Source organism: Actinophytocola xanthii (genome assembly GCF_001921205.1).
Classification (GTDB): Bacteria; Actinomycetota; Actinomycetes; order Mycobacteriales; family Pseudonocardiaceae; genus Actinophytocola; species Actinophytocola xanthii.
Genome location: NZ_MSIE01000043.1, coordinates 86190 through 108373 on the forward strand (window position 1 = coordinate 86190; position 22184 = coordinate 108373).

General features: G+C 70.7%; 21 protein-coding genes and 1 tRNA gene. 19 read left to right on the forward strand and 3 right to left on the reverse strand.

Annotated features, from left to right (window positions below; translation table 11 throughout):
- Window positions 1–5 precede the first annotated feature (5 nt).
- The 7 genes from BU204_RS22800 (at window position 6) to BU204_RS22830 (ending at window position 5420) form a co-directional block, all read left to right on the forward strand.
- The gene (locus BU204_RS22800) at window positions 6–1400 is read left to right on the forward strand and encodes an efflux RND transporter periplasmic adaptor subunit (protein WP_075127763.1); all 1395 of its coding nucleotides are present in this window, start codon (window positions 6–8) and stop codon (window positions 1398–1400) included.
- Window positions 1401–1554: 154 nt separating this feature from the next.
- Window positions 1555–2874: an NAD(P)/FAD-dependent oxidoreductase gene (locus BU204_RS22805; protein ID WP_075127764.1), complete on the forward strand. Its 1320-nt coding sequence runs from the start codon at window positions 1555–1557 to the stop codon at window positions 2872–2874.
- Window positions 2875–3018: 144 nt separating this feature from the next.
- A tRNA-Leu gene (locus tag BU204_RS22810) sits at window positions 3019–3092 on the forward strand.
- A gap of 213 nt (window positions 3093–3305) precedes the next feature.
- Window positions 3306–3659 carry an ArsR/SmtB family transcription factor gene (locus tag BU204_RS22815; RefSeq protein WP_075127765.1) on the forward strand — a complete coding sequence of 118 codons (354 nt, stop codon included), beginning with the start codon at window positions 3306–3308 and terminating at the stop codon, window positions 3657–3659.
- Complete coding sequence (locus tag BU204_RS22820; protein ID WP_075127766.1) at window positions 3652–4095, forward strand: SRPBCC family protein; 444 nt, start codon at window positions 3652–3654, stop codon at window positions 4093–4095. The genes BU204_RS22815 and BU204_RS22820 overlap by 8 nt, the downstream gene beginning before the upstream one ends.
- Window positions 4092–4583 carry a pyridoxamine 5'-phosphate oxidase family protein gene (locus BU204_RS22825; protein ID WP_075127767.1) on the forward strand — a complete coding sequence of 164 codons (492 nt, stop codon included), beginning with the start codon at window positions 4092–4094 and terminating at the stop codon, window positions 4581–4583. Before BU204_RS22820 ends, BU204_RS22825 begins: the two co-directional genes overlap by 4 nt.
- A gap of 30 nt (window positions 4584–4613) precedes the next feature.
- Window positions 4614–5420, forward strand: a complete 807-nt coding sequence (locus BU204_RS22830; protein WP_075127768.1) for an alpha/beta fold hydrolase — start codon at window positions 4614–4616, stop codon at window positions 5418–5420.
- Window positions 5421–5536: 116 nt separating this feature from the next.
- Here BU204_RS22830 and BU204_RS22835 read toward each other — a convergent pair whose 3' ends face one another.
- The 3 genes from BU204_RS22835 to BU204_RS22845 form a co-directional block, all read right to left on the reverse strand.
- Window positions 5537–6454 carry a coiled-coil domain-containing protein gene (locus tag BU204_RS22835; RefSeq protein WP_075127769.1) on the reverse strand — a complete coding sequence of 306 codons (918 nt, stop codon included), beginning with the start codon at window positions 6452–6454 and terminating at the stop codon, window positions 5537–5539.
- Between the two features lie 70 nt (window positions 6455–6524).
- Window positions 6525–8522: an SDR family oxidoreductase gene (locus BU204_RS22840; protein ID WP_075127770.1), complete on the reverse strand. Its 1998-nt coding sequence runs from the start codon at window positions 8520–8522 to the stop codon at window positions 6525–6527.
- Window positions 8523–8598: 76 nt separating this feature from the next.
- The gene (locus BU204_RS22845; RefSeq protein WP_075127771.1) at window positions 8599–9714 is read right to left on the reverse strand and encodes a polysaccharide deacetylase family protein; all 1116 of its coding nucleotides are present in this window, start codon (window positions 9712–9714) and stop codon (window positions 8599–8601) included.
- Window positions 9715–9982: 268 nt separating this feature from the next.
- Here BU204_RS22845 and BU204_RS22850 point away from each other — a divergent pair, with 268 nt between their 5' ends.
- From BU204_RS22850 to nuoK, 12 genes are all read left to right on the forward strand, one after another.
- Window positions 9983–10786: a Bax inhibitor-1/YccA family protein gene (locus BU204_RS22850; protein ID WP_075127772.1), complete on the forward strand. Its 804-nt coding sequence runs from the start codon at window positions 9983–9985 to the stop codon at window positions 10784–10786.
- Window positions 10787–11275: 489 nt separating this feature from the next.
- Window positions 11276–11680, forward strand: coding sequence for an NADH-quinone oxidoreductase subunit A (locus BU204_RS22855; RefSeq protein WP_075127773.1), 405 nt, complete (start codon window positions 11276–11278; stop codon window positions 11678–11680).
- A 14-nt stretch (window positions 11681–11694) separates the two neighbouring features.
- On the forward strand, window positions 11695–12243 hold the full coding sequence (locus BU204_RS22860) for a NuoB/complex I 20 kDa subunit family protein (RefSeq protein ID WP_075127774.1): 549 nt from the start codon (window positions 11695–11697) through the stop codon (window positions 12241–12243).
- 5 nt (window positions 12244–12248) lie between these two features.
- Window positions 12249–13049, forward strand: a complete 801-nt coding sequence (locus BU204_RS22865; protein ID WP_075127799.1) for an NADH-quinone oxidoreductase subunit C — start codon at window positions 12249–12251, stop codon at window positions 13047–13049.
- Complete coding sequence (locus BU204_RS22870) at window positions 13046–14422, forward strand: NADH-quinone oxidoreductase subunit D (RefSeq protein WP_075127775.1); 1377 nt, start codon at window positions 13046–13048, stop codon at window positions 14420–14422. The genes BU204_RS22865 and BU204_RS22870 overlap by 4 nt, the downstream gene beginning before the upstream one ends.
- A 23-nt stretch (window positions 14423–14445) precedes the next feature.
- Window positions 14446–15315, forward strand: a complete 870-nt coding sequence (gene nuoE / locus BU204_RS22875; protein ID WP_083661542.1) for an NADH-quinone oxidoreductase subunit NuoE — start codon at window positions 14446–14448, stop codon at window positions 15313–15315.
- Window positions 15312–16628 (forward strand): NADH-quinone oxidoreductase subunit NuoF, encoded by a 1317-nt coding sequence (gene nuoF / locus BU204_RS22880; RefSeq protein ID WP_233160496.1) that lies wholly within the window; start codon window positions 15312–15314, stop codon window positions 16626–16628. The genes nuoE and nuoF overlap by 4 nt, the downstream gene beginning before the upstream one ends.
- A 1-nt stretch (window position 16629) precedes the next feature.
- The gene (locus BU204_RS22885; protein ID WP_075127776.1) at window positions 16630–19143 is read left to right on the forward strand and encodes an NADH-quinone oxidoreductase subunit G; all 2514 of its coding nucleotides are present in this window, start codon (window positions 16630–16632) and stop codon (window positions 19141–19143) included.
- Entirely contained in the window at window positions 19140–20465 is a 1326-nt protein-coding gene (gene nuoH, locus BU204_RS22890; protein WP_075127777.1) for an NADH-quinone oxidoreductase subunit NuoH, read from the forward strand. The genes BU204_RS22885 and nuoH overlap by 4 nt, the downstream gene beginning before the upstream one ends.
- On the forward strand, window positions 20452–21000 hold the full coding sequence (gene nuoI / locus BU204_RS22895) for an NADH-quinone oxidoreductase subunit NuoI (protein WP_075127778.1): 549 nt from the start codon (window positions 20452–20454) through the stop codon (window positions 20998–21000). The genes nuoH and nuoI overlap by 14 nt, the downstream gene beginning before the upstream one ends.
- Window positions 20997–21845, forward strand: a complete 849-nt coding sequence (locus BU204_RS22900) for an NADH-quinone oxidoreductase subunit J (protein WP_269844653.1) — start codon at window positions 20997–20999, stop codon at window positions 21843–21845. Before nuoI ends, BU204_RS22900 begins: the two co-directional genes overlap by 4 nt.
- Window positions 21842–22141, forward strand: a complete 300-nt coding sequence (gene nuoK, locus BU204_RS22905) for an NADH-quinone oxidoreductase subunit NuoK (RefSeq protein WP_075127779.1) — start codon at window positions 21842–21844, stop codon at window positions 22139–22141. Before BU204_RS22900 ends, nuoK begins: the two co-directional genes overlap by 4 nt.
- Window positions 22142–22184 lie beyond the last annotated feature (43 nt).

Genomic DNA, 22184 nt, shown 5'->3' on the forward strand with positions numbered 1-22184 from the left:
TTGGCATGCGGAGGGTTCTGAGGTGGGTGGCCGTGGCGGGCGTGGTGGGGCTCGGCGCCGCCCTGGGTGGGCTGGCACTGGCCGCCGAGGACGACCCCACCAGCCGGTACCGGGTGTCGACGGCCTCGGTCGGTGACGTCTCGCAGACGGTGTCCACCAGCGGCACGGTGGACTTCGTGAACCGGGCCGACGTCTCGTTCGGGACCGGCGGCAGGCTCGCCGAGCTGTCCGTGGCCCAGGGCGACCGCGTCTCGGCCGGCCAGCGGCTGGGTGCGCTGGACACCTCGGGGCTTCAGGGTGCGGTGGACGCCGCCGAGGCCGAGGTCGCGGCGGCGCGCGCCACGCTGGCGGCCGACCAGCAGCGGCAGGCGGAGGCACTCGAGGAGGACGACTCCGCCGAGTCGGAGCCGGACCCCGCCGCGGAGCTGCCCGAGCTGCAGCAGGCCGTGCGGACCGCGAAGACCGCGGCCGACCGCGCGCTCGCGGCCGCCGCGACGGCCGCGGCGGCGCAGGCGGAGGCCTGTGTCGAGCCCGGCGAGGAGTGCCCGGCGGCGCTCGCGGCGGCGCGGTCCGCCCAGGAGGCGGTGGCCGAGGCGCAGGACACCCTCCAGCAGCGGATGACCGAGCTGACGGCGGCCCTGGAGGCCGCCACGTCGCAGGCGGAGCGGCCGGACGAGCGGGAGGAGGACGTCCCGACCGCCGCCACGATCGCCGCCGACCAGGCAGCGGTCGACAAGGCGGAGGCCGAGCTGGTGGCGGCGAACCAGGCGCTCGCGCGGGCGACGTTGACCGCCCCGATCGCGGGCACCGTCGCGTCGGTGAACGCCGGCGAGGGCGACGAGGTGGCCTCGGGCGACGCCGTGCTGGTGCTGGTCGGAGCGGGTGCGGCGGTCGTCGAGGCGACGGTGCCGGTGGAGCGGGTCGCCGCGGTGCGGGTCGGCCAGTCGGCCACGGTGACCCCGACCGGCTCGACGACCGGCGTGCCGGGGACGGTCACCCGGATCGGGCGGCTGCCCGACGACGGGCTGGAGTCGGTCGCCTACCCGGTCACGATCACCGTCGAGGAGCCGCCTGCATCGATGCCGGCGGGCAGTGCGGCCGGCGTCGCCATCGTGGTGGCCAGCGCCGAGGACGTGCTGACCGTGCCGACCTCGGCGCTCGGCGGCGCCCCGGCCTCCACGGTGACCGTGCTGGAGGGGGAGCAGATCTCGGTCCGCCAGGTCGTCCTGGGGGTGGTGGGCCCGCTGCGGACCGAGATCACCGACGGGCTCGAGGAGGGGGAGCGCGTGGTCCTCGCCGACCTCGAGGCCCCGCTCCCCAGCGGCTCGGACGACCTCGGGCCCGGCGGGGGCCTCATGGTCGGCGTACCGGACGCCAAGATGATGACGCGGGGGCGGTGAGCGGTGCCGAGGCGGGGTTGGACACCGGGCGTGGTCGCGGGTTTCGCCCGGGTCGGTGCGATGCTGGGCGCACTGGTCAACCGAGGCGGCCGGGCGATGACTGTCACACCCCTGGTGACGGGCGCACGCCCGGTCGAGGTGCCACCATGGTGGTATGGGGCGAGGGAAGACCACGCGGATCCTGATTCTCGGCGGCGGCTACGTTGGGCTGTACACCGCGCTGGGGCTGCAGCGGAAGCTGCGCGGTGCGGAGGCGTCGGTGACGGTCGTCGACCCCCAGCCGCACATGACCTACCAGCCGTTCCTGCCGGAGGCCGCCGGCGGCTCGATCGAGCCGCGGCACGTGGTGGTGCCACTGCGCAAGGCGCTCAAGCGCTGCCACGTGCTCACCGCGCGGGTGACCAGGATCGCGCACGCCCAGCGGACCGTCACGATCGAGGCGCCCGACGGGCACAGCGAGGACATCGAGTACGACGTGCTGGTCGTGGCGCTCGGCTCGGTCGCCCGGCTGATGCCGATCCCCGGCCTCGTCGAGCAGGGCATCGCGTTCAAGACCATCGGCGAGGCGATCTTCCTCCGCAACCACGTGATGTCGCGGTTGGACGCCGCGAGCACCACGCTGGACCCGGAGCAGCGCCGCAAGTACCTGACGTTCACGTTCGTCGGCGGCGGCTTCGCCGGCATCGAGGCGCTGGCCGAGCTCGAGGACATGGCCCGGTTCGCCACCCGGTACTACGACAACATCGAGCCAGACGACCTGCGCTGGGTGCTGGTCGAGGCGGCGGGGCGGATCCTGCCCGAGGTGCGGGAGAGCCTGGGCGTGTACACCGTCCTACAGCTCGAGCGCCGGGGCATCGAGGTGTATCTGTCCACACTGGCGAAGTCGTTCGAGAACGGTCACGTTGTCCTGTCCGACGGCACCGAGTTCGACAGCGACACCATCGTGTGGACGGCCGGCGTGAAGGCCAACCCGGTGCTCGCGGACTCGGACCTGCCGCTGGACGAGCGCGGGCGGCTCAAGGCGACCGCCGCGCTGCGGGTGGACGGTCTGGACGACGCCTGGACCGCGGGCGACAACGCCGCCGTGCCGGACCTCTCCCGGATCGAGGAGGACCCGGCCGCGCTGTGCGCGCCCAACGCCCAGCACGCAGTCCGCCAGGCCCACCTCCTGGCCAAGAACATCATCGCGGTGCTCCGGGGTCGTCAGCCGAAGGAGTACTACCACAAGAACGTCGGCTCGGTGGCCAGCCTCGGGCTCCACAAGGGAGTCGCGGACGTCTACAACATCAAGGCCAAGGGCTTCCTGGCCTGGGGCATGCACCGCGGCTACCACGTCGCACGGGTACCGACCTTCAACCGCAAATTCCGGGTAGTAGCCGACTGGTTACTGAGTGGACTGTTACGGCGCGAGGTCATCTCGATGGGTCAGATCAACAATCCGCGGGCCGAGTTCGACCGCGTGTCCAGGGGCTAATTCCCTTACCGGGCAGTACGCGCACCCGGTAGCCTTACCGGACCATGTTGCGGTAGAGCTAAATGGCGTATCGCCGGTTGGGCCAGCGAGCGCAAGTTCGCGAAAACCCATCCATACCAGGTGGTCGCGCCCTAGGCTGCGGCTGCCCCCGTAGCCCAACTGGCAGAGGCAGCCCCCTTAAAAGGGGTGGAGTGCCGGTTCGAATCCGGTCGGGGGCACACAGATCACCACTATTTCTGCTTCCCTCACTCCGCGACTGTTCGCACTTGATTTGACACGGAGCGTGTCGGCAATTGTGTGGCGGGCATTCGGGTTTTTTCTGCGCGCTCCTCTGACCAGCGCAGACTCTGCGCATGGTGGGCATAGCCCTTGACAGGGCCGCGTCGAACCCGCATGCTGAACCTATCGGTTAATTAACTAGGCGGTTGAGCATGAGTGTCGATCAACTGAGCAGCACCTTCGCGGCGCTGGCCGATCCCACCCGCCGGGCGATCCTCACCCGGCTGGCCGACGGGGAGGCCACGGTCACCGACCTGGCCGCGCCGTTCGAGATGAGCCTGCCGGCGGTGTCCAAGCACCTGAAGGTCCTGGAGCGCGCCGGCCTGATCGAGCGGGGCCGCAGCGCGCAGTGGCGGCCGTGCCGGCTCCGTGCGGCGCCGCTGCGGGATGCGACCGACTGGCTGGAGAGCTACCGCGGGTTCTGGGAGGACAGCTTCGACCGCCTCGACGAGCGCCTGCGAGAACTACGGGAGAAGGAGGACGACAAGGATGGCGACGATGAGTGAGACCGCGCGCGAGCTGGCGATCACCAGGGTCTTCGACGCGCCGCGCGAGCTGGTGTTCCGCTGCTGGACCGACCCCGAGCAGCTGGTGGGGTGGTGGGGGCCCACCGGCGTCGCCGCGGAGTCCGTGGCGGTCGACGTGACCGGCGGCGGCGCCTGGCGCATCGGCATGCGCAACTCCGCCGACGGCGCGGAGTACTGGTGCAGCGGCGTCTACCTCGAGGTCGTGCCGCCGCGGCGGCTGGTGTTCAGCTTCGCCTGGGACGGCGAGGACGCCGAGGACACCCTGGTCACCGTCACGTTCGCCGAGCTGGACGGGAAGACCGAGATGACCTTCCACCAGACCGGTTTCCGCACCGACGAGTCGCGGGACGGGCACATCGAGGGCTGGCAGTCGGCCTTCGACGACCTGGTTCGCCACCTCGGCGGCGCGCTGTGACAGCCGCCGTGCGGCAGGGCGACCCGGCCCTGCTCGACACCGACCTCGCCCGGCGGCTGCTGGCGGCCGACATCCCCGCCCGGCTGGCCTTCGTCGCGCCCGACGGCACGCCCCGGGTCCTGCCGATCAACTTCCTCTGGACCGGGGAGGAGGTCGTGATGGCCGGGTTCAGGCCCTCGGCCAAGACCCGCGCGCTGCGCGCCCGGCCCGCGGTGGCGCTCACCATCGACACCGCCGGCCCTCCGCCGGAGGTCCTGTTGGTCCGCGGCCGGGCGGAGATCACCGAGGTCGACGGGGTCGTGCCGGAGTACGAGACGATGATGCGGCGCGGCATGCCGGCCGATCAGGCCGACGCCTACCTCGGCGAGCTGCGTCGACGCGGCACGCCGATGGAGCGGATCATTGTGCGCCCCGAGTGGGTGGGCGTCCTCGACTTCCAGACCCGGTTCCCGGCCGCCATGCCCGACTTCCTCACCGAGGCTCCCTGATTACCTGTAAATCGCGGTAACATCCTCCGCATGTCTCGGCAGCCCATCGAGGTCGCGTTCGAACGGCGGGGTCAGGGCGACCCGCTGGTCCTGCTGCACGGCATCGGCCACCGCTGGCAGGCCTGGGAGCCGGTGCTCGACCTGCTGGCCGCCCGGCACGACGTCATCGCCCTCGACCTGCCCGGGTTCGGCCGCTCCCCGCTGCTGCCCGAGGGTCGCGGCTACGAGATGCCCTCGGCGGTGGCGGCCTGCGCGGAGGTCTTCGAGGACATGGGGTTGGACCGGCCGCACGTGGCGGGCAACTCGCTGGGCGGGGTGCTCAGCCTGGAGCTCGCCTCGCGCGGCCTGGTCCGCTCGGCGACCGCGCTCGCGCCGGCCGGCTTCTGGACCCGCTGGGACCGGGTCTGGGCGCTGGCGGTGCTGCGGATGATCAGGCAGAGCGGCCGGCTGCCCCTCGGCTCGGCCGTGCTGAGGTGGAAGTACCCCCGCATGGCCGCCGCGAGCCTGCTCTACGGTCGCCCCTCGCGGATGACGGCCGAGACCATGCTCGGCGACCTCGTCGCCATGGTCGGTGCTCCCGCGTTCGACCTGGTGGCCGCCGCCGGCCGGAACTACGTCTACGCGAGCCCGCCGCCCACCGTCCCCGCGACGGTCGGCTGGGGGACCCGCGACCGGATCCTCTGGCCGCGGCAGGCCAGACGCGCCGCCGAGGCCCTGCCCCGAGCCAGGCACGTGTGGCTGGACCGCTGCGGGCACGTGCCGATGGTCGACGACCCGGACCAGGTGGCCGCCCTCATCCTCGCCACCTGCGACGCCGCGTCCCCGGCTGCGGCGTAGGCAGGTACGTACAGCCCTCGATCGCGGTCTTCGCGCCAGCTCGCCCCGAGTACAACCCGGTTGTCGACGGGACTGCGGGACACGTCCTGGCTTGACCGCGTCGCGCCGGTCGGGTGTCAGCGCTTGGCCGGGTGGGACCGCTTGGCGCGAGGCGGCGGGACGGTCCGTTTGGTGGCGGCGTTCGTGGTCGGCCCGGCTCCGGCCGGGTCGGGCATCGTCAGCCGCTCGTCCGGGTCGTGCTCCTTCTCCAGGTCCGAGGGCTCCAGGAGGGCGGCGCTGCGTTCGAGCAGCTGCTGGGTGCCGCGCAGCCGCTCGGAGAGCTGGCTGCGCACCTCGGTCAACCGGGTCACCTGCTCGGTCACCGACTCCACCCGGCGCCGGGCCTCCTCGTCCGCCGCCCGCAGCTTCTCGCCGACCTCCCGCTCGCACGCCGTTCGCCTGGCCTCCAGCTCGCGGGTCAGCGCCTCGCGCTTCGACGTGATCGACTCGGAGAACTCGCGGTCGATGCGGATGCGGTCGCGTTCCGCCTCGGCGTCGAGCTCGCGGCGGCGGCGCTCGGCGACGGTCGTCAGCTCCTCGGCCTGGGCCTGCGCGGTACTCATGATCGACGTGTGGCTCGCGGTCAGCTGGCGGTGCTGCTCGTCGAGTTCGGTGAGCAGGGCTCGGTACCGGTCACGCAGCGCGGCCGATGCCTGCTCCGCCGCCGACCAGGTGTCCTCCGCCGCGGCCTTCGCCCGGGCGGTGATCTCGGCGGCCTGCGCCTTCGCGACCTCGACCATCCGCTCGCTGTCGGCGCCTTCTGGAGTGCCCAACGAGTCCAGCCGTTCGGTCAGCGCCGTGATCTCCCGCCGGGCGATCTCCAGCTCACCCTGGAGCTCGGCGGCCTGCGCCTGTGCCTCGAGCCGGTCGGCCTCGGCCCGCTCGATCCGCTCCAGCAGCTCCGCCACGTGCTCGCGCACCGCGGTGCGGTCGAAGCCGTGGCGAACAACGGCGAAGCTGACCTCGTCGGGGTCACGATCATCGGCGGCGCCCATGAGGTGACCGTACTCGGCACGCTACCGGCCGCAACAGTTCCTCTTCCCGTTCAGTCCGCAGTGGACTGCGTCACCAGTGGAAGCCGCGGGTCAGCCGGGCGAGCGCGGTGGCGGCCGCGCCGAGGTGCCGCTCGCCCTTCCCGATCTTGACCCGGCCGTCGCCACCGGCCGCCGTGGAGTCGGGGAAGATCCGGTACCCCTGGTAGGCGATCGCGTCCACCAGACCCGGCGCCACGCTGTAGGCGGCCGAGATCATCCGTCCGGTCGGCGTGCCGAGCTGCTTGGGCCGCCTGACCAACGCCTCCAGCACCATCTCCGCGGCCTGGTCCGGCGACTTGGCCGGGAAGGCGTCGTAGATCTTGGTGGGCCGGATCATCGGCGTGCGCACCAGCGGCATGTGCACGGTCGTGAACGTGATGCCGGCGCCGTGCGTCTCGGTGGCGACGATCTTGCTGAAGTAGTCCAGCGCCGCCTTGGACGCGACGTAGGCCGAGAACCGCGGCGCGATGCCCTGCACCCCGATCGAGGACACGTTGACGATGTGCCCGAACCGTCGCTCGATCATGTGCGGCAGCAGCGCGAGGATCAGCCGCACCGCGGCGAAGTAGTTGATCGCCATCGCCCGCTCGTAGTCGTGCATGCGGTCGTAGGACAGCTGTACCGAGCGCCGGATCGACCGGCCCGCGTTGTTCACCAACATGTCGACACCCGGCTGCTCGACGAGCATCCGCTCGACGACCTTGGCCACCGACTCGTCGTCGGTCAGGTCGCACGGGTAGACGAAGGCCTGCCCGCCCGCGGCCGCGATCTCCGCGCGGACCTCCTCCAGCTCCGCCTGCCGGCGGGCGACCAGCAGCGGCACCGCGCCCGCCTCGGCCACCTTCAGCGCGGCCGCCCGGCCGATCCCCGAGGACGCGCCGGTGATGACCACCCGCCGCCCCTCGAGCGAGCCGCGTCGTCCGCCGTGCCGGCGCGCCCGGAACGGGTCGAGGTGTTCGCGCCAGTAGCGCCACAGCACGTCCGCGTACTCCTCGAGCGGCGGCACGTCGACGCCGCTGTCGGCCAGAGCGAGGCGGGTGGCCGTCGAGTCGAAGCGGGGCTGGAAGGTCAGTGTCGACAGCAGGATCGGCGGGATGCCGAACCGGTCGAGCACGGCGTCGCGGGCGATCGTGACCCCCGGCAGGTGCTCGGCCAGCTTGGCCATACCGATCAGCGGCTGGGACAGGCGGTGGTTGAGCTCGGCGGCCGCCAGCGGCGCGCCGGCGGCTCGGGCGAACGCGTCGTACACCTGGCGCACCGACTGCGGCTCCGGGCTGACCAGGTGGAACGCCCGCCCGTCCAGGCCGGGCGCGGTGACCAGGTGCGCCATCGCCGCCGCCACGTAGTCGACCGGCACGATGTTGGTGTCCCCGATGTCGGGGAACACCAGCGGCACGTTCGGCAGCCCGCGGAGCCGGCTGAGCGCGGCGAAGAAGTAGTACGGCCCGTCGATCTTGTCCATCTCACCGGTGACCGAGCTCCCGACCACGATCGCCGGACGGTACACCCGCCACGGCACGTCGGTCTGGGTGCGCACCAGCCGCTCGGACTCGAACTTCGTCCGGTGGTAAGGGGTGACCAGCCGCTGGCCGGTGTCGAACATGGCCTCGGTGTACCGGCCCCGGTGGTCGCCGGCCACGGCCACCGACGACACGTGGTGCAGGCACCCGGCCTGGATCGTCCTGGCCAGGTCGATCACGTGCCGCGTGCCCTCGACGTTGGCCGCGATGCTGGCGTCGTCGTCCGCGGCGATGTCGTAGAGCGCGGCCAGGTGCACGAGGTGGTCGACGGCGCCGGCCAGCTCGGCGAGCTGCTCCGCGCCCACCCCGAGTTCCGGCTCACGCACGTCGCCGAACACGGTGCGGGTCTTCGCCACGTTCGGCCACCCCCGCGACGCGGCGGCCAACCGGTCCTGCGAGCGCTCGCGGACCAGCAGCCACACCCGCTCGGTGTCCTCGCGCTCGAGCAGCTCGGCGACGAGGTGCCGGCCGATGAGTCCGGTGGCCCCGGTGACCAGGTAGGTGGTCATTGCCCGTCCCTTCCGTACGCGTGCCGGTGCCAGCATTCCACGCCGGGGCCGGGCCGACCGCCGATCCCGCGGCCGGTCAGCTCACCTGCGCCGCAGGCAGGTCGCGGAACCGGCGGAGCACCTCGGGGTCCTGCAGCTCCATCCACTCGACGACCTGGCTGTAGGTGGCGCACACGGTCTGGTCGCGGACGCACACCTCGGCCATGAACTGCTCCACCGCGCGGCTGAACGCCCCGCCCGACCAGTCGTTGAAGTGGGTGGCGATGGTGAGCGGGGCCCGGTTGGTGTTCCGCGCGGCCTGGTACGCGGCGCGGTAGGTGTCCAGGGTCGCCTCGGTGAGCTCCGCGTCACGCGAGGGGTCCTCCTGGGCGCCGTTGAGCGCGTACCAGAGGTCGTAGTCCTGCATGAGGACCTTCTCGCCGTCGAGCGCCGGCACCCGCACGATCGGCACGGGGAACTCCCAGATCCCCTGCTGGCGGGCGGGCCAGGCGATGCCGTCGGAGGTGCGGCTGGAGTCGTAGGTCAACCCGTGCGCGGCGAGCACGGGTGCGAGCGCGTCGAGCTCGCCCTCCAGGCAGGGGGTGCGCCCGCCCCTGATGTCGTCCTCGTCGACCAGCAGACCGTGTTCGGCGGCGCGGCGGACGAACGTGAGGAACTGGCCGAGCTCGGCCTCCCACTGGGCCCTGGTCCAGCTCGCCGCGCTCGGCTCGTTTCCGCGGCAGAAGTGGCCGTTGTAATGGGTGCCGATCTCGTGCCCGGCCGCCAGGGCCGCGTTGAGGTCCTCGATGCGCACGGCCACCTGGTCGTCGGAGCCGCCGAAGCTGATCGCGGCCCGCCCGCGCTCGTGCCCGGGGCCGGTGTACTGCCCGCGCCGGTCGTCGGGCAGGAGGTAGATCCCGGTGAGGAAGCCGGTGACGCGGGCACCCGAGCGCTTCGCCAGCGGCAGGAAGCGCTGCCAGTGCGGGTGCGAGCCGGCGCCGTCGAAGGAGAACAGGACGAACTGGGGCGGCTTCTCGCCGGCGGCGAGCTTGCGCATCCAGGAGGGCCGGGTGCCGGTGTCCGCGGCGAGCGGGTCGGTGTCGTCGTGCCAGACCGGCCCCATCGTGCCGAGGCCGACGAGGATCAGGAAGGTGAGCGTGAGCGCGACGCCGAAGGCGATCGGTTCCCAGCGACGTCCCGCCGCCGTCCTCATGCGTCCTCCCCCTGTCGCCGTGAGTAGAGGCTAGGCGAGGGTAGTAGCCGGGACGGGGGACGCTGGGCCGGGTGGGGCGGTCACGATTTGGTGAGAACCCGAGCCGGCTGTGTCGCACGGTCTAGTGTGGGCCGCGTCGTGCGGGTTTCCCGGGTTGCCGCTGGGCGGCTCCGCCGCTAGAGGTAAAGTTGACTTTACCCATCGGGAACTCACCGGCGTGGTTCGGCGTTGAATCCGGTGCAGGAGCCATCAGGCCCAGGAGGAACAGGTGCGTTCAACCAGTAATCCCGCGTTCCGGAACCTGCCGCAGGGCGGGTTCGGCGGCGGCTACGCGGGCTTCCAGACCCAGCCGCAGGCGAACATGCCGGGATACGGCGGCTACCAGGCCCCGCCGACCACGGGTGATCGCCCCATGACGGTCGACGACGTGGTCACCAAGACCGCGGCGACCCTCGGCCTCGCACTCATCACCGGCATCATCACCGCCGTCGCCGTGCTGAGCGAGACCATCAGCCCGTTCCCGCCGATGATCGGCGGGATGATCGTCGGCCTGGTCCTGTCGCTGGTCATCATCTTCAAGAAGACGCCGAACGCGGGGCTCGTCCTGCTGTACTCGGCGGCCGAGGGCGTGTTCCTCGGCGCGGTCACCGGCGTGTTCGAGATGTTCATCGAGGGCATCGCCCTCCAGGCGATCCTCGGCACCGCGCTGGTGTTCATCACGATGCTCGTCGTCTACAAGACCGGCGCGGTCAAGGTCACGCCCAAGCTGACCCGCTGGATCATCGGCGCCACGGTCGGCGCGGCCGGCCTGATGCTGATCAACCTGGTGCTCGCGCTGTTCGGCGTGAACATGGGCATCCGCGACGGCAGCCCGATCGCCATCATCGTGAGCCTGCTGTTCATCGGCATCGCGGCGTTCAACTTCCTGTTGGACTTCGACATGGCCGACCAGATGATCCGCACCGGGACCCCGTCGAAGTACGCCTGGTACGTCGCCTTCGGTCTGATGACCACGCTGGTCTGGCTGTACCTCGAGATCCTTCGACTGCTGGCCTACTTCCAGAGCGAGTGAGGTCTTTCCCCAGGGAAGGGGCGTCCGGCCGCTGGCCGGGCGCCCCTTCCGGCTGTAGAGGGTCGAACCGCCGCTCCCACCTCGGGCCAGCTCGTCCGAAGCCGGAGCAGGACCGCCCGGTCGGGAGTGGCATCACCCGGTCGGGGAACAAACAAAGGCCCGAGCCCACCCGCACGGCGCGTCTCATTGCTGAACTCACACAGTCGGCCCCCGCTACCACCCCATCCGGTGGCGGCGGGGGCCGTGCGGTGCGGGTGGGGTGAACTTCCCACACACTCAAGGGGTAGCTGCTCGCGCGGCGCGAAACCTCGGGTCCTACACTCGAACATGAACCTTGTGAAGGTATTCACGAGGTCGCTTGTGAAGATTTTCACAAGCGACCTGGCCGATCAGGTTAGGTCTGCCTAACCGGCGGCGACGCGATGCCCACCCCATAGGGTGCCCGACTGAGGAGCGGGAAAGGACGGCGACGTGCCAGTACTCCAAGCTGTGAGCACATCTGTAGCACAGAACGAGAACGTCTCGGCGGGGTTGGGAAGTTACCTCCCGCTGTTTCTGCTCTTCGTTCTCGCGGCGGCGTTCGCGGTGTTCTCGGCCCTGCTCGGCCCGTTGGTCGGCCCGCGGCGCTACAACCGGGCGAAGTTCGAGGCCTACGAGTGTGGCATCGAGCCCTCGCCCCAGCCGGTGATCGGCGGCGGGCGCGTCCCGGTGGCCTACTACCTCACCGCGATGCTGTTCATCCTCTTCGACATCGAGATGGTGTTCCTGTACCCCTTCGCCGTCTCCGCCGACGCGCTCGGCTTCTTCGGGCTGGTGGAGATCGTGCTGTTCATCGCGACCCTCGGCTTCGCGTACGCCTACGTCTGGCGGCGCGGCGGCCTCGACTGGAACTGACGGAGGCGATCGACATGGGTCTCGAAGAGCGACTCCCGAACGGCATCCTCTTGGCCAGCCTGGAGAAGCTGGTCAACTGGGGGCGCAAGAACTCCCTGTGGCCGGCCACCTTCGGCCTGGCCTGCTGCGCCATCGAGATGATGACGACCGGCGGCCCGCGCTACGACATCGCGCGGTTCGGCATGGAGCGGTTCAGCGCCACCCCCCGACAGGCCGACCTGATGATCGTGGCCGGTCGGGTCACCAACAAGATGGCCCCGGTGCTGCGGCAGATCTACGACCAGATGGCCGAGCCCAAGTGGGTCCTCGCCATGGGCGTCTGCGCCTCCTCCGGCGGCATGTTCAACAACTACGCGGTCGTCCAGGGCGTCGACCACGTGGTCCCGGTGGACATGTACCTGCCCGGCTGCCCGCCGCGGCCGGAGATGCTGCTCGACTCCATCCTCAAGCTGCACGCGAAGATCCAGGACGAGCCGATCAACGCCAAGCGCGCCGCGCTGCGCGCCGAGCGCGGTGACCGCACCGAGCTGGTCGCGTCCTCCGTCAAGTTTGCGAAGAAGTGAACGACATGCCCGACGAGACCAGGCCGGACGCCAACCCCGTACCCGGCGACGAGCAGACCAGCGCCGAGCGGCCCGCCGACACCGAGCTGCGCCGCCACGAGGAGGACGCGATGCCGCTCGGCCCGCGTCAGCCGCTGGTGGCCGGCCGCGAGCGGCGGGGCATGTTCAACGTGTCCGGCTCCGGCGACACCTCGGGCTTCGGCGGGCTGCGCCTCCCGGCCTACGTCGCCCCGCCGGCCGAGCGTCCCTACGGCGGCTGGTTCGACGAGTTCACCGACCAGCTGATCAGCGCCATGCGCGAGAACGACGTGCCGGTCGAGGCGATCCTCCAGGTGACCGTCGCCCACGGCGAGATCACCTACTACGTCGACCCGGCGCACCTGGTCGCGCTCTGCCAGCTGCTGCGCGACGACGCGCTGCTGCGGTTCGAGCTGTGCAGCTCGGTGTCCGGTGTGGACTACGGGATCGGGATCCCGCAGCGGCTCCACTCCGTCTACCACCTCACCTCGATGACCTTCCGCCGCCGTATCCGGCTGGAGGTCGCCATCGACTGGTCGCCGGAGGACGGCGGCCAGCCGCACTGCCCGTCGGTCGTCTCGGTCTACCCGACCGCCGACTGGCACGAGCGCGAGACCTGGGACATGTTCGGCATCGTCTACGACGGGCACCCGGCGCTCACCCGGATTCTCATGCCGGACGACTGGGACGGCCACCCGCAGCGCAAGGACTACCCGCTCGGCGGCATCCCGGTCGAGTACAAGGGCGCGGAGATCCCGCCACCGGACCAGCGGAGGTCGTACTCGTGACCGACAAGATCTCGGACTTCACCACCGGCACCCAGGCCGACACCGGCCGCGGTGACGACAACTACGCCGGTGCCTACGCCACCGAGCGTGAGACCACCGAGGGTCGGATCTACAACGTCACCGGCGGCGACTGGGACGACGTCCTCGAGGACGCGACCAGCGACGAGCGGATCGTCATCAACATGGGGCCCCAGCACCCGTCCACGCACGGCGTGCTGCGGCTGGTGCTCGAGCTCGAGGGCGAGACCGTCACCCAGGCGAGGTCGGTGATCGGCTACCTGCACACCGGCATCGAGAAGAACTGCGAGTACCGCACCTGGACCCAGGGCGTCACGTTCGTGACGCGGATGGACTACCTCTCCCCGCTGTTCAACGAGGCCGCCTACTGCATGGGCATCGAGAAGCTGCTCGGGGTCACCGTGCCCGCACGGGCCCAGGTGCTCCGCGTGATGCTGATGGAGATCAACCGCATCGCCTCGCACCTGGTGGCGCTGGCCACCGGGGGCATGGAGCTCGGCGCGATGACCGCGATGACGGCGGGCTTCCGCGAGCGCGAGGAGTGCCTGCACCTGCTGGAGTTCCTCACCGGCCTGCGGATGAACCACGCTTTCATCCGGCCGGGCGGGCTCGCCCAGGACATGCCGGACGGTTGGGAGCTGGCGGTCGCCGAGTTCGTCAAGACGATGAACAAGCGCCTGCCGGAGTACGACAAGCTGCTCTCCGGCCAGCCGATCTGGAAGAACCGGCTGATCGGCGTCGGATACCTGCCAGTGGACGCCTGCCTCGCGCTCGGCGTCACCGGTCCGGTCCTGCGTTCCGCGGGGCTGCCCTGGGACCTGCGCAAGACCGAGCCCTACCTCGGCTACGAGGACTACAACTTCGAGGTGCCGACCTCCACCGCGGCCGACTCCTACGCCCGCTACCTGCTGCGGGTCGAGGAGATGCACCAGAGCCTGCGGATCATCAGCCAGTGCATGAAGAAGATCGAGCCCGGCCCGGTGATGGTCGAGGACGGCAAGATCGCCTGGCCGGCGAAGCTCGCCATCGGCTCGGACGGCATGGGGAACTCCCTCGAGCACGTCCGCAAGATCATGGGCCAGTCGATGGAGTCGCTGATCCACCACTTCAAGCTGGTCACCGAGGGCTTCCAGGTCCCGGCCGGCCAGGTGTACATGCCGGTCGAGTCGCCGCGCGGCGAGCTGGGCTACCACATCGTCTCCGACGGTGGCACCAGGCCGATGCGCGTCCACGTGCGCGACCCAAGTTTCGTGAACCTGCAGGCGATGCCCGCGATGTCCGAGGGCGGACTGGTCGCGGACGTGATCGCGGCCATCGCGTCGATCGACCCGGTGATGGGAGGAGTTGACCGGTGACTTCGAGCACTGACCCGCTGTCGTTGGGCAAGAGCTACGGGGGCTCGAACGTCGGCGTGGGGGAGACCCACGTCGCGGCCGGTCCCGAGGTCGACGTGGTGGACGGCGCGTCCGCGCTCAGCCGCGCGGAGACCGAGCGCCTGATCACCGAGGCCACCCCGGACCTGTCGGTGTTCGGGCCGGACATCGTGGCCAAGGCCGCCATCCTGATCGGCCGCTACCCCGAGTCCCGCTCGGCCCTGCTGCCGATGCTGCACCTGGTCCAGTCGGTCGAGGGGCACGTCAGCCAGGCCGGCGTCCAGTTCTGCGCCCAGCAGCTGAACCTCACCAACGCCGAGGTCAGCGCGGTCGTCACGTTCTACACGATGTTCAAGCGCAAGCCGTGTGGCGAGCACCTGGTCAGCGTCTGCACGAACACCCTGTGCGCGATGCTCGGCGGCGACGCGATCTTCCAGCGCCTGGGCGAGCACCTAGGCGAGGAGGGTCGCCCGCTCGGGCACGAGGACACCTCCGGCACGCCGGGTGAACCGGGCTCGATCACGATCGAGCACGCCGAGTGCCTCGCCGCCTGCGACCTGGGCCCCGTGCTGCAGGTCAACTACGAGTTCTACGACAACCAGACGCCGGAGTCGGCGGTCGAGCTCGTCGACGCCCTGCGTCGTGGCGAGAAGCCGGCGCCGACCCGAGGCGCGCCGTTGACCGACCTGCGATCGGTCGCGCTGCAGCTGGCCGGGTTCTTCCCCGAGGACGAGGCGACCTATCGTTCCCATGTGGACGGTCCGTCGGCCGCGGTGGAGACCCTGCGCGGTGCCCAGCTCGCCGCCGACCGCGGCTGGACCGCGCCGACCATGCCGGAGAACACGCCGGCACTCCCGGAGGTCGAAAAGAAGTGACCACCACCGAGACGACCCCCAGGCCCGACCCGGTGACCCCGGTTCTGACCAAGCGCTGGCTGTCGCCCAACTCGTGGCGGCTGTCCACCTACGAGCAGCTCGAGGGCTACACCGCGCTGCGCAAGGCCCTGACCGGCACCCCGGAGCAGCTGGTCCAGCTGGTGAAGGACGCCGGCCTGCGTGGTCGCGGCGGCGCGGGCTTCCCCGCCGGCGTCAAGTGGTCGTTCATGCCGCCCAACGAGGACAAGCCGCACTACCTGGTGATCAACGCCGACGAGGGCGAGCCGGGGACCTGCAAGGACGTCCCGCTGATGATGGCCGACCCGCACTCGCTGATCGAGGGCTGCATCATCGCGGCCTACGCGATGCGCTCGCACCGCTGCTTCATCTATGTGCGGGGCGAGGCCATGCACTGCATCCGCCGGCTCAACGCGGCGGTGCGCGAGGCCTACGACGCCGGCTACCTCGGCCAGGACATCCTGGGCTCCGGGTTCGGCCTGGACATCACCGTCCACGCCGGCGCCGGCGCCTACATCTGCGGCGAGGAGACCGCGCTGCTCGACTCGCTCGAGGGCCGTCGCGGCCAGCCCCGGCTCAAGCCGCCGTTCCCGGCGGCCGCCGGCCTCTACGCCGCGCCGACCACGGTCAACAACGTCGAGACGATCGCCAGCGTGCCGTTCATCGTCAACGGCGGCGCGGACTGGTTCCGCACGATGGGCACCGAGCGCTCGCCCGGGCCGAAGATCTACTCGGTCTCCGGGCACGTCGAGCGGCCGGGGCAGTACGAGGCGCCGCTGGGCATCACGCTGCGCGAGCTGCTCGAGCTCGCCGGCGGCATGAAGGACGGCATCCCGCTGAAGTTCTGGACCCCGGGTGGCTCCTCGACGCCGCTGTTCACCGCCGAGCACCTCGACGTCCCGCTGGACTTCGAGGGCGCAGCGGAGGCGGGCTCGATGCTCGGCACCACCGCGGTCATGGTCTTCAACGAGACCGTGTCGGTCCCGTGGGCGGTGATGAAGTGGACGAAGTTCTACGAGCACGAGTCCTGCGGCAAGTGCACCCCCTGCCGGGAGGGCACCTACTGGCTCGCGGGCATCCTCGAGCGGATGGTCGAGGGCAACGGCACCGCCTCGGACATCGAGACGCTGCTCGACATCTGCGACAACATCCTGGGGCGCTCGTTCTGCGCGCTCGGTGACGGCGCGGTCAGCCCGATCACCAGCGGCATCAAGTACTTCCGGGACGAGTTCCTCGCGCTGTGCGACCAGAACTCGAAGGCGAAGACCACCCCAGCGCTTGCGGGAGCCCACTGAGATGACTGCGATTGAAGAGAAGCCAGAGGCGGCCCCGGTACCCGAGGGGCACGTCCGGCTGACGATCGACGGGGTGGAGGTCGTCGCGCCCAAGGGCGAGCTGCTCATCCGCACGGCGGAGCGGCTCGGCACGATCATCCCGCGGTTCTGCGACCACCCGCTGCTCGACCCGGCCGGCGCGTGTCGCCAGTGCCTGGTCGAGGTCGAGATGGGCGGGCGCCCGATGCCCAAGCCCCAGGCCTCCTGCACGATGACCGTCGCCGACGGCATGGTGGTCAAGACCCAGCGCACCTCGCCGGTCGCCGACAAGGCGCAGCAGGGCGTGATGGAGCTGCTGCTCATCAACCACCCGCTGGACTGCCCGGTCTGCGACAAGGGCGGCGAGTGCCCGCTGCAGAACCAGGCGATGGCGCACGGCCGCACCGACTCCCGGTTCGTGGAGGCCAAGCGGACCTTCGCCAAGCCGATCCCGATCTCCACCCAGGTGCTGCTGGACCGCGAACGCTGCGTGCTCTGCCAGCGCTGCACCCGGTTCTCCGACCAGATCGCCGGCGACCCGTTCATCGAGCTGCTCGAGCGCGGCGCGCTGCAGCAGATCGGCGTCGCGGAGAACAAGCCGTTCCAGAGCTACTTCTCCGGCAACACGATCCAGATCTGCCCGGTCGGTGCGCTCACCAGTGCCGCCTACCGGTTCCGCTCCCGTCCGTTCGACCTGGTGTCGACGCCGAGTGTCTGCGAGCACTGCAGCTCCGGCTGCGCGGAGCGCACGGACTGGCGCCGGGGCAAGGTGATGCGCAAGCTCGCCGCCGAGGACCCCGAGGTCAACGAGGAGTGGATCTGCGACCGGGGCCGGTTCGCGTTCCGCTACGTGTCCGCCGGCGACCGGATCACCCGGCCGATGGTGCGTGACGCCGCGACGGGCGAGCTGGTCGAGTCGTCCTGGACCGAGGCGCTTCGGGTGGCCGCCGACGGGTTGGCCAAGGCCCGCGACGGCAAGGGCGTCGGCGTGCTGGCCGGCGGCCGGCTGACCCTCGAGGACGCCTACGCATACTCGAAGTTCGCCCGGGTCGCCCTGGGCACCAACGACATCGACTTCCGGGCCAGGGCGCACTCGGCCGAGGAGCTGGACTTCCTCACCTCGCACGTGGTGGGCACCAACCCCGACACCGGGGTGACGTTCAAGGCGATCGAGGCGGCGCCAGCGGTGCTGTGCGTGGCGCTGGACCCCGAGGAGGAGTCGCCGATCGTCTTCCTGCGGCTGCGCAAGGCGGCCCGCCGGCGCGGCGCCCAGGTGTTCCACATCGGACAGTGGTCCTCCCCGGCCGTGCTCAAGACGATCAAGCCGCACGGCCCGGACAAGCCGTTCACCGGGACGCTGCTCGCCTGCCTGCCCGGCGCCGAGGCAGCCGCGGTCGAGGGTCTCGCGACCCACGCCCCGGACGTGGCGGCCAAGCTCGGCGCCGCCGGTGCGGTGATCCTGGTCGGCGAGCGGGCTGCCCAGATTCCGGGTCTGTTCACCGCGGTCGCCCGGCTGGCCGAGTCCACCGGGGCGAAGGTCGCCTGGATCCCGCGGCGTGCCGGCGAGCGCGGCGCGCTGGAGGCCGGTGCGGTCCCGACGCTGCTGCCCGGTGGCCGGCCGGTCACCGACGCGGCGGCCCGGGCCGAGGTCGAGAAGGCGTGGGGCCTGCCGACCGGCACGCTCCCGGCTGGCCAGGGGCGCGACACGACCGGAATCGTCGCGGCGGCCGCGGCCGGCGAGCTCGACGGTCTGGTCGTGGCCGGGGTCGACCCCTACGACCTGCCCGACCCCGACCTCGCCGTGGCGGCGCTGGACAACGCGGGCTTCGTGGTCAGCCTGGAGCTGCGGGCGAGCGCGGTGACCGAACGCGCCGACGTGGTGCTCCCGGTGGCCGCGGCCGTCGAGAAGCCGGGGACCTTCCTGAACTGGGAGGGACGGCGGCGTGAGTTCGGCACGACGCTGGCGACCACCGGCTCGCTGTCGGACTGCCGGGTGCTGGACACGCTCGGCGTCGAGATGGACGTCGACCTGTTCACCCAGACCCCGCAGGCCGCGGCGACCGACCTGGCCCGGCTGCCCACGGTCCGCCCGACCGCCCCGGGACCGGCCGTGGCGGTGCCGCCGGCGGTGACGATCGACGAGGGTCAGGCCCTGCTCGCGACGTGGCGCCAGCTGCTGGACAACGGGACGATGCAGTCCGACGAGCCGCACCTCGCGGGCACGGCGCGACCGACCGTCGCCCGGGTTTCGCCCGACCTGGCGGCCCGAATCGGCCTCAACGGGAACCCGGTGGTCACCGTCAAGACCGCACACGGTTCGATCACCCTGCCGGTCGAGCACGCGGACCTGCCGGACGGAGTCGTCTGGCTGCCCGCGAACTCCGGCCCGTCCACAGTCCGGCGCACGCTCGGCGCGGGGCACGGCGACGTGGTGTCGGTCAGCGTCGAGAACCTGCTGCCCGGCGCGACGAGCAACCCAGGAGGCGAGTCAGCGTGACCAGGGCCGAACTCCTCGCCGACGACCCGCTCTGGCTGATCCTGATCAAGGTCGTGATCGTGCTCCTCATCGGGCCGGTCATGACCATCTTCCTGATCATCTGGGAGCGCAAGGCGATCGGCCGGATGCAGCAGCGGCCCGGCCCGAACCGGGTCGGCCCCGGCGGCTACCTCCAGTCGGTCGCGGACGCGATCAAGCTGCCGTTCAAGGAGCAGATCATCCCGGCGGGCGCGGACCGGAAGGTGTACTTCCTCGCCCCGATCATCACCGTGATCCCGGCGATCATGGCGTTCTCGGTGATGCCGATCGGGCCCGAGGTCTCGATCTTCGGTGAGCGGACCGTGCTGCAGCTGGTCGACCTCCCGGTCGGCGTGCTCGTGGTGCTCGCGTGCTCCTCGCTCGGCATCTACGGCATCGTGCTCGCCGGTTGGTCCTCGGGCTCGCCCTACCCGCTGCTCGGTGGCCTCCGCTCGGCGGCGCAGATGATCTCCTACGAGATCGCGATGGGCCTGTCGATCGTCGGCGTGGTGCTCTACGCGCAGTCGTTGTCCACAGGGGACATCGTTGGCGCGCAGCAGACCGGATGGTTCTTCTTCCTGCTGCCGTTCAGCTTCGTCATCTACCTCATCTCGATGGTCGGCGAGACCAACCGTGCCCCGTTCGACCTGCCCGAGGCGGAGTCCGAGCTGGTCGGCGGGTTCCACACCGAGTACAGCTCGATGAAGTTCGCGCTGTTCTTCCTCGCCGAGTACGTGAACATGGTGATCGTCTCGGCGTTCGCCACGACGCTGTTCCTCGGCGGGTACATGGCCCCGTGGCCGATCTCGCTGATCGGCGACAACTACTTCAACAGCGGCTGGTGGCCGGTCCTCTGGTTCTTCGGCAAGACGTTCCTGCTGCTGTTCTGCTTCATCTGGGTACGGGCCACCCTGCCCCGGTTCCGCTACGACCAGTTCATGCGGATCGGGTGGAAGGTGCTGGTGCCGCTCAACCTGATCTGGATCGTGCTGATCGCCGGCCTGCGGGCGATCCGCGGCGAGGCCGAGGTGAGCACCGGCCAGATCCTCACCTTCGGCGGCATCATCGTACTGATCATCATCGGGCTGAGCTTCGTGTTCGACCGGGGCCGTCCGGAGGAGGACCCCGACCAGGTGCCGGTCACCGGCAGCGGCTACCCGGTCCCGCCGCTCGACCTCGAGATACCCACCGCGCCCAAGCGCAAGGCGGTCCGGGGCCGCAACCGCCGCCGTCCGGCCACGGTCGGCGCCGGGAGCGAAGGCCGGACTGACGCCGAGAAGGAGTCGAACGATGGGGATCTTTGATCCGTTCAAGGGCTTCGGTGTCACCTTCTCGACGATGTTCAAGAAGGTCGTCACCGAGGAGTACCCGGAGGCGGGCGCGCCGGCCGCGCCTCGCTACCACGGGCGTCACCAGCTCAACCGCCACCCGGACGGGTTGGAGAAGTGCGTCGGCTGCGAGCTGTGCGCCTGGGCCTGCCCGGCGGACGCGATCTTCGTCGAGGGCGCGGACAACACCGCGGAGGAGCGGTACTCCCCGGGCGAGCGGTACGGCAAGGACTACCAGATCAACTACCTGCGCTGCATCGGCTGCGGCTTGTGCATCGAGGCCTGCCCGACCCGGTCGCTGACCATGCTCAACGACTACGAGCTGGCCGACGACGACCGCCAGCGGTTGATCTACACCAAGGAGGACCTGCTCGCCCCGCTGCTCAAGGGGATGGAGCAGCCGCCGCACCCGATGCGCCTCGGCGATGACGAGCAGGACTACTACGTCGACGGACCGCGCCTGGCGCGCAAGTGGGGCTACCCCGACCCGGTGAAGGGGGAAGTCAAGTGAGTTCCTCGGCGGCGCTCGCCCAGGGCGTCCAGAACGTGATGTCCACCGGCGAGGCCACGTCCTTCTGGGTGCTCGGACCGCTGGCCCTGCTCGGCGCGCTCGGCATGATCTTCGCCAAGAACGCCGTGCACTCGGCGCTGTTCCTGGTGCTGACCATGCTCTGCCTCGGGATCATGTACATGGTCCAGCAGGCGCCGTTCCTCGGCTTCGTGCAGATCATCGTCTACACCGGCGCGATCATGATGTTGTTCCTGTTCGTGCTGATGCTGGTCGGCCGCGACTCCTCCGACTCGGTGGTCGAGGTCCTGCGCGGCCAGCGCCTGGCCGCCACGGTGCTCGGCGTCGGGCTCGCCGCCCTGGTCGTCACCGCGATCTCCCGGGCGCTGACCGACGTCACCCCGGTGGGGCTCCAGGGCCAGGAGGCCAACGGCGGCAACGGGAACGTGGAGAACATCGGCCGGTCGATCTTCACCGACTGGCTGTTCCCGTTCGAGCTGACCTCGGCTCTGCTGATCACGGCCGCGGTCGGCGCCATGGTCCTCGGTTACGTCGACCGGCACACCCGCGGTCGCAAGACCCAGCGCGAGCTGGTCGAGGCGCGCTTCCGCGGCGAGCACGACCGGCCATCGCCGCTGCCCGGCCCCGGCGTGTTCGCCACCTCGACCTCGGTGGCCACTCCCGCGCTGCTGCCCGACGGCTCGGTCGCGCCGGAGTCGCTGTCCCGGCTCATCGACTCGGTCGCGGCCGAGGAGCTCCACGAGGAGCGCAAGGCGGTCGCCGGAACCTCGCACACCGCCGAGGGTCGCGCCCTCAATCCGTCCACCCGGGAAGGGGAGTCGTCGTGACCCCGACCGTCTACCTGCTGCTCTCCGCGCTGCTGTTCACGATCGGTGCGGTCGGAGTGCTGGTGCGGCGCAACGCCATCGTGGTGTTCATGTGCATCGAGCTGATGCTCAACGCGGTGAACCTCTCGCTGGTGACCTTCGCGCGGATCAACGGTTCGCTCGACGGCCAGATCATGGCCTTCTTCGTGATGGTGGTGGCCGCGGCCGAGGTCGTGGTCGGTCTCGCGATCATCATGTCGATCTTCCGCACCCGCCGCTCGGCCTCGGTCGACGACGCCAACCTGCTGAAGTACTGAGGGGAAGGCCGTGACTGGTACGCACTTGGCGGCGCAGCAGGTC

What these genes read in the sequence shown, in the direction of transcription:
- BU204_RS22885 (WP_075127776.1), top strand. Translation starts at nt 16,630, where the DNA reads ATGACTGCGATTGAAGAGAAGCCAGAGGCGGCCCCGGTACCCGAGGGG.
- BU204_RS22820 (WP_075127766.1), top strand. Translation starts at nt 3,652, where the DNA reads ATGAGTGAGACCGCGCGCGAGCTGGCGATCACCAGGGTCTTCGACGCG.
- BU204_RS22830 (WP_075127768.1), top strand. Translation starts at nt 4,614, where the DNA reads ATGTCTCGGCAGCCCATCGAGGTCGCGTTCGAACGGCGGGGTCAGGGC.
- BU204_RS22805 (WP_075127764.1), top strand. Translation starts at nt 1,555, where the DNA reads ATGGGGCGAGGGAAGACCACGCGGATCCTGATTCTCGGCGGCGGCTAC.
- BU204_RS22845 (WP_075127771.1), bottom strand. Translation starts at nt 9,714, where the DNA reads ATGAGGACGGCGGCGGGACGTCGCTGGGAACCGATCGCCTTCGGCGTC.
- BU204_RS22835 (WP_075127769.1), bottom strand. Translation starts at nt 6,454, where the DNA reads ATGGGCGCCGCCGATGATCGTGACCCCGACGAGGTCAGCTTCGCCGTT.
- BU204_RS22865 (WP_075127799.1), top strand. Translation starts at nt 12,249, where the DNA reads ATGCCCGACGAGACCAGGCCGGACGCCAACCCCGTACCCGGCGACGAG.
- BU204_RS22860 (WP_075127774.1), top strand. Translation starts at nt 11,695, where the DNA reads ATGGGTCTCGAAGAGCGACTCCCGAACGGCATCCTCTTGGCCAGCCTG.
- BU204_RS22815 (WP_075127765.1), top strand. Translation starts at nt 3,306, where the DNA reads ATGAGTGTCGATCAACTGAGCAGCACCTTCGCGGCGCTGGCCGATCCC.
- nuoI (WP_075127778.1), top strand. Translation starts at nt 20,452, where the DNA reads ATGGGGATCTTTGATCCGTTCAAGGGCTTCGGTGTCACCTTCTCGACG.
- BU204_RS22800 (WP_075127763.1), top strand. Translation starts at nt 6, where the DNA reads ATGCGGAGGGTTCTGAGGTGGGTGGCCGTGGCGGGCGTGGTGGGGCTC.
- BU204_RS22840 (WP_075127770.1), bottom strand. Translation starts at nt 8,522, where the DNA reads ATGACCACCTACCTGGTCACCGGGGCCACCGGACTCATCGGCCGGCAC.